This window comes from Aestuariivirga sp. (assembly GCF_047600585.1).
Taxonomy (GTDB): Bacteria; Pseudomonadota; Alphaproteobacteria; order Rhizobiales; family Aestuariivirgaceae; genus Aestuariivirga.
In genome coordinates, this window is record NZ_JASGKP010000001.1 from 1,585,540 (window position 1) to 1,597,275 (window position 11,736).

The 11,736-nt window shown below is 63.5% G+C and carries 13 protein-coding genes; 4 read left to right on the forward strand and 9 right to left on the reverse strand.

The window, feature by feature from the left end:
• Positions 1-67 precede the first annotated feature (67 nt).
• A complete protein-coding gene (locus QM801_RS07730) occupies positions 68-769 on the forward strand; it encodes a VWA domain-containing protein (RefSeq protein ID WP_415018631.1) in 702 nt (233 codons plus the stop codon).
• 19 nt (positions 770-788) lie between these two features.
• Positions 789-1,478 (forward strand): DnaJ domain-containing protein, encoded by a 690-nt coding sequence (locus QM801_RS07735; protein ID WP_415018632.1) that lies wholly within the window; start codon positions 789-791, stop codon positions 1,476-1,478.
• A 12-nt stretch (positions 1,479-1,490) separates the two neighbouring features.
• On the opposite strand, the gene QM801_RS07740 is transcribed toward QM801_RS07735, so the two are convergent.
• On the reverse strand, positions 1,491-2,990 hold the full coding sequence (locus tag QM801_RS07740; RefSeq protein WP_415018633.1) for a serine hydrolase: 1,500 nt from the start codon (positions 2,988-2,990) through the stop codon (positions 1,491-1,493).
• A 281-nt stretch (positions 2,991-3,271) separates the two neighbouring features.
• Here QM801_RS07740 and QM801_RS07745 point away from each other — a divergent pair, with 281 nt between their 5' ends.
• Entirely contained in the window at positions 3,272-3,613 is a 342-nt protein-coding gene (locus QM801_RS07745) for a phasin family protein (protein ID WP_415018634.1), read from the forward strand.
• 76 nt (positions 3,614-3,689) lie between these two features.
• Here QM801_RS07745 and xth read toward each other — a convergent pair whose 3' ends face one another.
• Genes xth through cysG form a run of 7 tightly spaced genes read right to left on the reverse strand, consistent with a single transcriptional unit; the run spans position 3,690 to position 9,939 of the window.
• Positions 3,690-4,469, reverse strand: coding sequence for an exodeoxyribonuclease III (gene xth, locus QM801_RS07750; protein WP_415018635.1), 780 nt, complete (start codon positions 4,467-4,469; stop codon positions 3,690-3,692).
• A 44-nt stretch (positions 4,470-4,513) separates the two neighbouring features.
• A complete protein-coding gene (locus QM801_RS07755; protein WP_415018636.1) occupies positions 4,514-5,275 on the reverse strand; it encodes a sulfite exporter TauE/SafE family protein in 762 nt (253 codons plus the stop codon).
• Between the two features lie 24 nt (positions 5,276-5,299).
• Positions 5,300-6,031, reverse strand: coding sequence for a phosphoadenylyl-sulfate reductase (locus QM801_RS07760; RefSeq protein ID WP_415018637.1), 732 nt, complete (start codon positions 6,029-6,031; stop codon positions 5,300-5,302).
• Complete coding sequence (locus QM801_RS07765) at positions 6,021-6,551, reverse strand: DUF934 domain-containing protein (RefSeq protein ID WP_415018638.1); 531 nt, start codon at positions 6,549-6,551, stop codon at positions 6,021-6,023. The genes QM801_RS07760 and QM801_RS07765 overlap by 11 nt, the downstream gene beginning before the upstream one ends.
• Entirely contained in the window at positions 6,538-8,193 is a 1,656-nt protein-coding gene (locus tag QM801_RS07770; protein WP_415018639.1) for a nitrite/sulfite reductase, read from the reverse strand. The genes QM801_RS07765 and QM801_RS07770 overlap by 14 nt, the downstream gene beginning before the upstream one ends.
• A gap of 4 nt (positions 8,194-8,197) precedes the next feature.
• Positions 8,198-8,536 (reverse strand): DUF2849 domain-containing protein, encoded by a 339-nt coding sequence (locus QM801_RS07775; protein ID WP_415018640.1) that lies wholly within the window; start codon positions 8,534-8,536, stop codon positions 8,198-8,200.
• A complete protein-coding gene (gene cysG / locus QM801_RS07780) occupies positions 8,533-9,939 on the reverse strand; it encodes a siroheme synthase CysG (RefSeq protein WP_415018641.1) in 1,407 nt (468 codons plus the stop codon). Before cysG ends, QM801_RS07775 begins: the two co-directional genes overlap by 4 nt.
• Positions 9,940-10,117: 178 nt before the next feature.
• On the opposite strand from cysG, the gene QM801_RS07785 reads away from it, so the two are divergent.
• Positions 10,118-10,753: a helix-turn-helix domain-containing protein gene (locus QM801_RS07785; RefSeq protein WP_415018642.1), complete on the forward strand. Its 636-nt coding sequence runs from the start codon at positions 10,118-10,120 to the stop codon at positions 10,751-10,753.
• A 17-nt stretch (positions 10,754-10,770) separates the two neighbouring features.
• Here the strand turns inward: QM801_RS07785 and QM801_RS07790 are convergent, their stop codons facing one another.
• Positions 10,771-11,580: an aspartyl/asparaginyl beta-hydroxylase domain-containing protein gene (locus QM801_RS07790; RefSeq protein ID WP_415018643.1), complete on the reverse strand. Its 810-nt coding sequence runs from the start codon at positions 11,578-11,580 to the stop codon at positions 10,771-10,773.
• Positions 11,581-11,736: the final 156 nt, after the last annotated feature.

Sequence of the window (11,736 nt, forward strand, 5' to 3'; positions counted from 1 at the left end):
GGTTGAACTTCTCCTTTAAATCCGCCTCCGGCTGCCTATCTCTGCGCCAGAACCGATGGGGGAGGCGATGAGCGACCTGCGCAAGACACTGGTGGCCCCGTCAGGCGAGACGGATGTGTCGGCTTTCCTCAAGGCCGTGAACGAATTCGCGCCTGCGGATGCCAAGGCCCAGGGCCGCCTGATCTTCGCCATGGATGCCACCATGAGCCGCCAGCCCACCTGGGACCGGGCGCTCTCGATCCAGGCCAGCATGTTCACCGAAACCAGCAAGGCCGCGTCATTGCAGGTGCAGCTTGTCTACTTCCGCGGCTTCGATGAGTGCCGCGCCTCCAAGTGGGTGACAAGGCCGGAAGCGCTCGCGCGGCTGATGACGGCCGTCGAATGCCGCGGTGGTCACACGCAAATCGGCCGTGTACTCACCCACGTGAAGGCGGAAGCGGCGCGCACAGGCGTCAAGGCCATCGTCTTCGTCGGCGATGCCTTCGAGGAGAATATCGATCAGGTCTGCCGCACGGCGGGAGAACTCGGACTTCTCGGCGCTCGTGTCTTCATGTTCCAGGAAGGAAGCGACGTTGCGGCGGAGAGGGCCTTCAAGGAGATCGCACGGCTCACCCGTGGCGCCTACTTCCGTCTCGACTCCTCAAGCCCCGCCATTCTCGCCGAGCTTCTGGGGGCCGTTGCGGCCTATGCCACGGGCGGGCAGACGGCTCTTGAAAGCCGGGCAAAATCCAGCAATGCAAGTCAGGTGCTGCTGAAGCAGCTGAAGTGAAGCGGAGACGGTCCACACGATGCAGTTCCTGATTGCCCTTGCCGTCGTCGTCGGTGGCCTGTGGCTGATCCGCAAGGCGGCCAAGATGCCGCCGCAGGCGGCGCGGAACTTCGCGCAGAAGCTGGGCGGTGGCGCGATCATCGCCTTCGCCGGACTGCTCACGCTGCGCGGCCAGATGCAGATCGCCATTCCGATGTTCCTGTTCGGCGCGGGCCTCATCGGCAAGACCAGCGCCTTCCCCAACGGATTCTCCTGGGGCGGCAAGAGCCGTGGCCAGAAGAGCAGGGTTGCCACCACGCTCCTCACCATGGAACTCGACCATGACAGCGGCACGATGGATGGCGAGGTGCTGAACGGCCCAAGCAAGGGACGCCGCCTTTCGCAATTGAACGAGACCGACCTGAGGGCCTTCCACCTCCTGTGCACGGGAAGCGGTGACCAGAGCCGGGCCCTCTTCGAAGCCTGGCTCGACCGCAACAAGCCGGAATGGCGCGGCGCCTGGGGGCAGGGTGGAGCGGCTGCCCAATCCAGCAGCGGGCCCATGAGCCGCGAAGAAGCGCTTGCCGTTCTCGGCCTCAAGACCGGTGCCAGCGAAGAAGAAATCCGCGCGGCGCACCGCCGGTTGATGAAGGATTTCCACCCGGACAAGGGCGGCAGCGATTATCTGGCGGCGAAAATCAATGCCGCGAAGGACAAGCTGCTGGGCTGACGCTCTGCCCGATCAGCCGTTGGGCGAGAGGACCGAGCAATCCTTGCCCATGCGGGCAACGCGGGCGCAGGACTGCTTGGCCGACGCTTCGTCATAGCCCGAGACCAGCAGGCGATAGAGGGTGGCACCATTGCGCTTCACCTGGATCGTCTTCTGATCCTTGCCGGCAAGCTGGTTGGCGTCCCCGGCCTTGAGCTTGGCGATCACCGCGTTGGCACTGCTGCGGGTCTTGAAGTCCCCGATCTCGACAGCCCAGTTGTTGGGCACCGAGGCGACCGACATGTCATCCACATCGGCCTGCGAGGCGAGCTTCTTGACCTGGAAGGGGAGTTTCTGGCCGGGGGCGGGCTGCTGCTTCTGGATGGTGCTCTGGGCGGGCTGGGTGGCCTGCACGTCCTGTTCGGGAATGCTGAGGGCACCATCGTCCATCTGTGCTTCGACCACCTTGGTCTGCGCAGGCTTGGCGGCGGGCGTGGTTGCCGCCGTCTGCGTTGCGGCCTGAGCAGGCGCCTGAGCCTGGTCGTTGCCCTCGTCGTCATCGCCGCTGTCGACGGCAGCACCCGACTGGGCCGCGATGCTGGCGGCCTGGGCCATGGCCTGGGTATCCTGATCGGCGTCAGCCTGTGCCACGTCGGTGGCGGAAAGGTTCTTGAGCGGATCGATCACGCCGTCGCCACTGCCGGCCTTGGCCGCGACGGTCTTGCCGTCCTTGGCCTTGCCGAAGTTCGAGTCCAGCATGGTCATCATGTACCGGTCGCGGGCGCCGCCTGTCTTGCCGCCGAGGACCACGCCGACCAGACGCTTGTTGCCACGCTTGGCCGAGGTGACGAGGTTGAAGCCCGAGGCGTTGATGTAGCCCGTCTTGATGCCGTCGGTGCCGTTATAGCGGCCGAGCAGGCGGTTGTGGGTCTTCACCACCTTGCCGTTGAAGACGAACTGGGTGGCGCGGAAATAGGGATAGTACTGGGGGAAGTCCCGCATCAGCCGGAGGCCGAGGGTGGCCTGGTCGCGGGCCGTGGTGATCTGGCGCGGATTTGGCAGGCCCGAGGCGTTCACGTAGGTCGTCTTGGTCATGCCGAGGCGGCGGGCGGTGGTCGTCATGCGCTTGGCGAAGGCTGATTCGCTGCCGCCCAGGTTTTCCGCCACGGCGGCGGCCACGTCGTTTGCCGACTTGATCACGAGCGAGTAGATCGCCTGCTGGACGGTGAGCGTGCCGCCCGGCTTGATCCCCATCTTGGAGGGAGCCATTCCGGCTGCCCGGGCCGACATGCGGATGGGTGTCTGGAGAGTGATGCGCTTGGCCTTCAGCTCCTCGAAGATGATGTAGAGCGTCATCATCTTGGTGAGCGAGGCGGGGTGGCGCAAGCCATTGGAATCGTTGTCGTAGAGGATCTTGCCGGTGCGCGCGTCAACGGTCAGGGCGGCAAACTTGCCGGCGGCCTCAGCGGGGGTCAGAACGATGGCAATGCCAAACGCCAAGGAGAGCAGAAGGGCAATAAGCCTCTGGGTCAACGTCGAACGCAATTCTACACCTGTTTCAAATCGTTTTGGTGGCCGATTCTTGCTGGGCCGTCCCCAACCGCCAGCACCGAAAGATTAAAATTTTACGGATACGCTCTTACCACGAAGTAAACCCGGGCAGGGCAAATCCTGTCGAACTCGGGTCATGTGCGGTTTAGTTAACGAACCTCCATGTTGCAACGCAAAATTCAAGCTTGACAATCATGTTGCAGTGCACATATATCATCCTCAACGGGACGGCCATTCTGGTTCAACCCACGGAGATAAGTGACATGAAGTCGTTTGAAGACATGCAGGTTTTCGGCAAGGAAGGTTTTGAAGCCATGGTTGCTTCTGGCACCGCAATGACGAAGGGCCTCCAGGCCATCGCTCAGGAAGTTGCTGACTATTCGCGCAAGTCCGTCGAACTCGGCCAGGGCGCCTTCGAGAAGGTCACCGCTGCCCGCTCGTTCGAGCGCGTTCTTGAAGTCCAGCAGGGCTATGCCAAGGAAGCCTACGAGACCTTCGTTGCCCAGGCCACGAAGCTCAACGAGATGTACACGGCTGCCGCCAAGGAAGCCTACAAGCCGTACGAAGCCACCTTCGCCGCTTTCGGCGTCAAGGCTCCCAAGTAATTCCTCCCAAGCCCGCTTCGCGGCGGGCCAGTGTGCGTGAGTTGGAAAGACCCGCCGGTTGCCGCCGGCGGGTTTTTCATTTGAGGGTGATCATCACCGGCACGTGGTCGGAGGGCTTCTCCCAGCCGCGCACGTGCTTGTGGATCTCGGCGCCCGCAAGGCGGTCAGCCGCCTGGGGCGAGAGAAGCAGGTGATCGATGAGGATGCCGTTGTCCTTCTGCCAGGCGCCCGCCTGATAATCCCAGAAGCTGTAGACGCCCGTCTTGAGCGGGTGGATGGCGCGATAGCTGTCGGTGAGGCCGATCGCCTTCAGTGACGTGAAGGCCGCACGGGTCTGCGGCAGGAAGAGTGCATCGGTTTTCCAGTTCTCGGGGAAGCGCGCGTCGCGCGGCTCCGGGATCACGTTGTAGTCGCCTGCGAGCACGAGCGGTTCTTCCAGCAGAAGGGCCTTCCTGGCGTAGGCTTCCAGCCGTTTCATCCAGGCCAGCTTGTAGTCATACTTGGGACCGGGTGCCGGATTGCCGTTCGGCAGATAGAGGGACGCCACACGCACAACCTTGGGGCCCAGAACCGTTGCGGCGACGAAGCGGGCGTGATCGTCGCCGTCGCCGCCGGGCAACCCCTTCTCCACATCTTCGAGCGTGTAGCGTGAAAGCAGCGCCACGCCGTTGTAGGTCTTCTGGCCATGCACCGCGCAGGAATAGCCGAGTTCCTCGAAGGCAGGCGCAGGGAAGGCATGGTCCTCGCACTTGATCTCCTGCAGGCAGACGACATCAGGCTTCGCCTCCTTGAGCCATGCAAGCACGGCGTCGAGATGGGCTTTGACGGAGTTCACGTTCCAGGTGGCGATGCGCATGGAGCGAGATTGCCCGTGTGGGGCAGCCGCCGCAAGCCTCGGCTTCAGGCGGTCATGAAGCGGTAGATGCCGATGCTCACGGCGAGCAGGCCGACGGCAATGGTAAGCGCGCGCTTCGGCGCAATCTTGGAGAGCATGCCGCCGAAGAAGGCCGCGGGCAGGCCGCCGATCACGAGGCCCGCCACCGGCATGGCGACGGTGTGCCAATCGGCTCCGCCTTCCCAATGCCCGAGCAGGAAGGCCGAGGCATATGCGGTGAACACTGTGACGGAGACGAAGAACTCAGCAAAATTCGTGGAGCCGATGGCGAAGCGGGATTCGGTGCCGGCACCCATGAGGCTTGTGGTGACGATCGGCCCCCAGCTTCCGCCGATTCCTTCGATGAGGCCGCCTGCAAAGCCGATGCTGCGCTTCCAGGCGGAAGGCAGAACCCGTGGCGCAACCCCGCGCAGGCCACGGGCGATAATGAGGCCGCCGACGAGAAGGAGATAGGCCGAGAGCAGGGTGGTGAGCAGCGTGCCCTTGAGGCCCGTGAGCAACAGCATGCCAAGCGCGCCACCGATGCCGCCGAAGATGCATAGGGCCGAGACCAGTTCCCATTCCAGATTGCGATGATAGAGATGCGAGAGTGCCGCGGTCGCGGTTGTGGGGATCTTCGCTGCATTCACGCTGGCAGAGGCGAGTGCCGGCGGCACGCCAAGTCCGAGCAGGACGGATGAGGAGATCACCCCGAAGCCCATGCCCAGTGCGCCATCACACAGCTGCGCAAGAAACCCGATGAGGGCAAAGATCAGGAATTCGGACATGGCCCCGGCGCTCACTGTTGTCTGTCAGGCGCTGACCGTTTCGCGCGAGACAGTGCGGATGATGGTGCCGTTCGCCGAGAAGTGTATGCCACATTCGGTCTTCTCGCTACCCTCCCAGCGGCCGGCGCGCGGATCGTCGTCCGTTCCGCCCGGAACAGTGCAGGGAACGCAGCCGATCGAGTGATAGCCCTGCAGCCGCAAGGGGTGCGACGGCAGGTGATGGGTCTGCATATAGGTCTTGAGGTCGAGGGCCGAGTAGGCGGCGAGAGGTTCGACCTTCAGCTTGTCGTCCTGAATGCTCACGAATTCGAGATCACTCCGCGTGGCGCCGTGAAAGCGCTTGCGCCCCGAGATCAGAACATCGAATCCTTCGGTGGCACGGGAGAGCGGCACGGTTTTGCGGATGTGGCAGCAGAGGTCGGTGTTGCGCGAGTTGAGATCGCCGTCAGGGTCGTTGCGGGCGAGGTCGCCGGCATCTGGGGTGATGACGCGGAGGTCGGTGAGACCGAGTTCGCGCACCAGTTGGTCGCGATAGTCGATCGTTTCGTCGAAGAGTTTGCCCGTGTCGAGAAACAGGACTGGAATGTCCGGCGCCACTTCCGAAACCATGTGCAGCAGCACCGAGGACTCCGCCCCGAAGGACGAAAGCAGCGCCACGCGGCCGGGATAGTCGCGCACCACCTGACGGATCAGGTCGCGGCCCTCGATTCCGGCGTATCGTTCGACGACGGCATTGAAGTTTGTGTCAGCCTGCATGGGGTTGCTCTTCCCAGGGCGCAAAGCCCTGATGACGCTCGGACCAGACTTCCCGTTCTCCGGTCTTGCGGAAGAGGCCGCGCTGATAGGCGAGCGACATCTGGCGTGAGGCCTTCTGCCAGACGTCCAGCGGGAAGCGGTCGCTCACGTCGAAGGTGTCGAAGCCCACCTGCAGCATGAACTGAAGCTGGTCCGGCAGGATGTTGCCGGCGGCGCGGAGTTCCGACTGATAACCATCGAGGCGGAGCTGGCGGGCGATCGAATAGGAACGCCCGTCGTTGAAGGCCGGGAAGGGGAGCACGACCAGCGCAAGCTGCGGCAGATAGGGATTGAGGTCGAACTCCCGTGTGGTGTTGGACAGGCGGATGCCGAGCAGGCCCGGCAGGCGCACCAGTTCATCCCAGTCGCGCACCAGGCGCTCTGCCGTCACCGTGACCTTGGTGAGGCTGCCGACCGGCTGATTGTCAGCGAGGTGAATCCAGTCATCCTCGACGAAGGCATTGTTCTTAAGCAGCGGCATAGATGGCCTCCTTGAAGGGCTTGACGCCAATGCGCCGGTAGGTGGCGAGGAATTCTTCGCCCGGTGAGCGGAGCTTGAGATAGGTGGCGAGGATCTTGTCGATCACGTCGGGCACGTCGTCATGGGCGAAGCCCGGTCCGAGAATGGTGCCGATCGAGGCGTTCTCCGAAGACGAGCCGCCGAGTGTGATCTGGTAATATTCCTCACCCGCCTTATCGAGGCCGAGGATGCCGATGTGGCCCACATGGTGATGGCCGCAGGCGTTGATGCAGCCCGAGATGTTGATCTTGATGTTGCCGATTTCTTCCTGGCGTCGGTCGTCGGCAAAGCGGCGGCTGATCGCCTGGGCAATCGGGATCGAACGCGCGGTCGCCAGCGAGCAATAGTCGAGACCGGGGCAGGCGATGATGTCGCCGGCAAGGCCGTAGTTCGCGGCCGCAAGGCCATGTTCGCTGAGCTTCTGCCAGACGGTGAAGACATCGTTCAGCTTCACGTGCGGCAGCACGATGTTCTGGGCGTGGGAGACGCGCAGTTCGTCATGGGAATAGGTTTCGGCGAGGTCCGCCATCACGCGCATCTGTTCGCCCGTGGCATCGCCCGGGATCTCGCCCGGCGCCTTCAGCGAGATGTTGACGATGGTGTAGCCATCGGTCTTGTGGGTGGCGAGGTTGTTGGCGGCCCAGCGGGCAAAGGCCGGGTTCTTGCGGCGCGCCTCCTCGAAACCGGGCGAGAAGCGCGAGAGTTTCTCGAACTTCGGATCGGCAAAATAGGCGGCGATGCGGGCGAGTTCGCGTTCCTCGACTTCGGTCGTCTGCTGCGGATGGCGGGCGTATTCGGCTTCCACTTCGCTGCGGAACTTCTCGGCGCCGATTTCGTGCACGAGGATCTTGATGCGCGCCTTGTACTTGTTGTCGCGACGGCCATAGAGATTGTACACGCGCATGATCGCCTCGAGATAGGGGATCAGTTCCTTCTCGGGCAGGAAGTCGCGTACGGTGACGGCGATCATCGGAGTGCGGCCCTGGCCGCCACCCACCATCACTTCCCAGCCGGCTTCGCCCTTGTCATTGCGGTGCATGCGAAGGCCGATGTCGTGCACTTTTACGGCGGCACGATCCGTCGGGGCGCCGGTAATGGCGATCTTGAACTTGCGCGGCAGGAACGAGAATTCCGGATGCAGCGACGACCACTGACGGATCAGTTCGCCCACCGGACGCGGATCGGCGATCTCGTCGGCAGCGGCACCCGCCCAATGGTCGGTCGTCACGTTGCGGATGCAGTTGCCGGAGGTCTGGATCGCATGCATCTCCACATCGGCCAGCGCCTGCAGGATGTCGGCCGTGTCTTCCAGCTTGATCCAGTTGTACTGGATGTTCTGGCGGGTGGTGAAATGGCCGTAGCCCTTGTCCCACTTGTCGGCGATGTAGGCGAGCTGGCGCATCTGTCTGGACGAGAGCGTGCCGTAGGGAATGGCCACGCGCAGCATGTAGGCGTGAAGCTGCAGGTAAAGGCCGTTCATCAGGCGCAAGGGGCGGAACTCGTCCTCGCTCATTTCACCCGAGAGTCGGCGCGCGGCCTGGTCGCGGAACTGCGCGGTGCGCTCGCGGACAAACTGGTGATCGAATTCGTCGTAACGGTACATGGGATCAGTCCTTGAAAACCGGGAAGGCGCCGGCGGTGCCGAGGGCCTGCTTGCCGAGATCGCGGCGCACCGTGGGACCCAGCGTGCGCACGCGCTCGCGGAAATGATTGGCGCGGATGCTGCCGTTGATCCGTTCGGCATCGAAGAAGTAGTGGCCGGTCACCAGCGTCTTCCGCACGTCTTCGGCGGCGCGCGCCTCCAGGGCGGCCTTGGCCTGCGGTTCAAGCGCAAGGGCGGCATCATCGATCTTCTCGCTCCACACGCCAGCGCGGGTGAGGAACACCACCTCGCCATCGCGCAAACGGTTTGCGGTCATGACCTGACCCTTTTCGACTTCACTCATGATGCGGCTCTCAGGATGGCGTCGCGAATGTCTTCGCGCACGGGGAAGGGAACAATGTTGGCGGCGGCGCGGTCAGACGGCAGGCCGACATAAATGATGGCGGGGCCGCTGACGCCACGGGTGTGTATGGCGTCCCAGACGCTGCCGATGGTCGTCTCGATCACGCGTTCAGTGGGAAGCGTGCCGTTCTCGACGATGGTGACGGGCGTTGCCGGGGACATGCCGGCGCTGAGAAGGTTCGCTGCCACGTCGCCTGCTGCGTTCACGCCCATGTAGATGGCGCAGACCTGGCCGGGCTGGGCGAGTGCCGCCCAGTTGTGCTCGGCGACACCGTGTTCGCTGGCGGCGGTGAGGAGGGTGATCGAGCGGTTCTGGCCGCGCTGCGTGAGCGGCAGCTTGGCGGAGGCCGCACAGCCGAGAGCGGCGGTGATGCCGGGCACCACGTCAACGGGAATGCCTGCGGCTTCGAGGGCGGCCTGCTCTTCGCCGCCGCGGCCGAAGATGTAGGGGTCACCGCCCTTGAGGCGGACCACGTGCAGGCCCTTCTTTGCTTCACGGAGGAGAATGTCGTTGATCTCCGACTGGCGGGGCGAGGGCTCAAAAGGTGTCTTGCCGACGGGAATACGCACCGCGTCGCGGCGGGCGAGTTCAAGGACAGCAGGCGAAACGAGGCGGTCGTAAACAATCACGTCCGCTTCCTGCAGCTTGCGGTGGGCCTTGAGGGTCAGAAGTTCGGGATCGCCGGGGCCCGCACCCACCAGCGAGACGCGGCCTGCCGCAGGCTTGCCCTCGTTGAAGAGCGCATCGTTGAGGGCGAGGTCGAAGGCCACCTCGTCGCCACCTTCGAGTGCGGCGCGCGGGCCGCCGAAGAAGAATTCCTGCCAGAAGGCGCGGCGCCGGTTGCCGTGGGGAACGATCGACGCCACCTTGTCACGGAGCGACTGGGCGCGGGCGGCGAGCTTGCCGAGGCCGTGGGGCAGCATGCCGTCGATGCGGGCGCGGATGCCCTGCGCGAGCACGGGGGCGGTGCCTTCCGTGCCGATCGCCACCACCACGGGGTCACGGTCGACGATGGAGGGGACGATGAAGGTTGAGATATCAGCCTCGTCCACCGCATTCACCGGGATGCCGCGGGCCTGGGCGGCGGCGCTGACGGTGGGATTCAGGTCCTTGTCGGCGGAGTAGACGAGGGCGGCGCCATCGAGCAAGTCAGGGCTGAAGTCCTTCGCGGCCCAGCGGATGCGGGGGTTTGCGGAGAGTTCGGGGTGGAGTTCGGATGCGACAACTTCGATCACGGCCTCGGTCTTGAGCAACAGGCGGATCTTCCGGGTGGCTTCCTCGCCACCCCCCACCACGACCACGCGGCGGTCCTTGAGGTCCACGAAAATGGGGAAATAGCGCATCTCGTCTTCCTTCCCGTTTGGCCGGTCCGTTCGGTTGGCCGGACGGAATTGCCCGGTTCACCTTTTCCGATGTTTCCGGTTGTAAAACGCCCCGTTTTCAGGGTATTTATCAGGGAAACAGTGTTGCGAACGGTCTGTTCGTTATTCCGAACAGCGGATTTAGAGAGAGACGCGGCGAATGTCAAGGCAGGGCGGAGCAGCAGGAAGCGGAAGCCGGGGCGCCCGGACACAGGCTGCCCCCGAGGATACGACTGCCGACCTGGGCAAGACGATCCAGCGTCTGCGCAAGGCCTACAACCTGTCGTTGGGCGAGTTGTCGGAGCAATCCGGCGTGGCGAAGTCCATCATTTCGCAGATCGAGCGGAACGAGACGAACCCGACGCTGTCGACGGTCGTGAAGCTTTCGCGCGCCCTCGACACAACGGTGGACGAGGTACTCCGGGGCGAGACCCAGTCCTTCTTCATCGAGCACCAGCAGAAGTCAGCGGTGCCGATCCTGGAAAGCCAGGACGGGCTGTGCCGCCTTGCCATTGCCGGACCTCTCAACCTGATCGACTTCTTCCAGTGGTACGACTTCCACGCCAAGCCCTCGGGCGTGCTGGAATCCTCGCCGCACCCGCCGGGCACCATCGAGCACCTCTATGTGGTGACGGGGGAACTTGAAGTGACGACAGGCGGCGAGACGCGGATCGCCAAGGCCGGCGAAGCGCTGCGCTACCGGGCCGACGTTCCGCACAAGTTGGTCAACATCGGTGACACGGAAGCCCACGCTGTGATGATGCTGGCGCTCCGCCAGTTCGGCGCGCAGGGCTAGTTCCTACGGCTGCTTGATCAGTCGTGGTGTGACATCTTCTCGAGATTGTCGTTGTAGCGCTTCGTTGCCGCCTCGAAGCGCGCCTCGAAACCCTGCATGTTCTTCTTGGGCTCCTGATAGAAGGCGGTGAGCTTCATCAGGCGAACGAAGGTGTTGCTGACCGTGCGGCCCCAGAAGCGCATGGGCCGGTCGAAGTCGAACAGGAGAATGACCCGCTCCTCGTCGGTGTCGTTCCAGACTTCGTGTTCATAGGTATCGTCGAAGACGAAGATTTCGCCGGGATGCCAGACCTTGATCACATCGCCCACGCGGATGCGGCACTTTTCCGCTTCCTTCGGAATGATCAGGCCGAGGTGGGCGCGCAGGATTCCCTTGCTCACGCCACGGTGGGCGCGGATGTGGTAGCCCGGGCTCAGAATCGAGAACCATGCCGTCTGCAGGTTCGGCACTTCGGACAGCAGCTTGGTGGTGAAGGGGGCCTGCGAGCAGTTCTTCTCAAGCTTCTCGCCGAAACCGAAGAGGATGAAGGTGCGCCAGTTCGTGCCCTTGGAAATCTTGTGCTGGTCGGGTGAGACATCGTGGAAGGCGGGAATGGCGTCGCGGTGCTTGAGGATTTCCTGCACCTCGGCGCGGATCGCCTCCCAGTTGTCGGTGAAGGCTTTGAGATTAGGAAAGTGGGACGTCTCAATGATCGGCGTATCGCCCACAAGCGATTGCCGGCCCAGAAAATCCGAAAGCCGGCGGGTCACCCAGCGCCCGGTGTTCTTGACCATCTTCCTGCGCTTCTGCCGCCAGGTCGGCGCCGTGGCGGGCTGGGTGTCCTGCATTGTTGCATCCTCGCGGTGAACGGACTTCGAGCCCCGCCAGCACGTACCACTCCCGGCGGCCCACGCCAAGCGGTCAGCGGTTGCTGCGCCGCAAATGGGTCATTCTGATGTGCGCCCCTCAAATTTCTTGCAATCGTCATGGGATGCTTACATAAG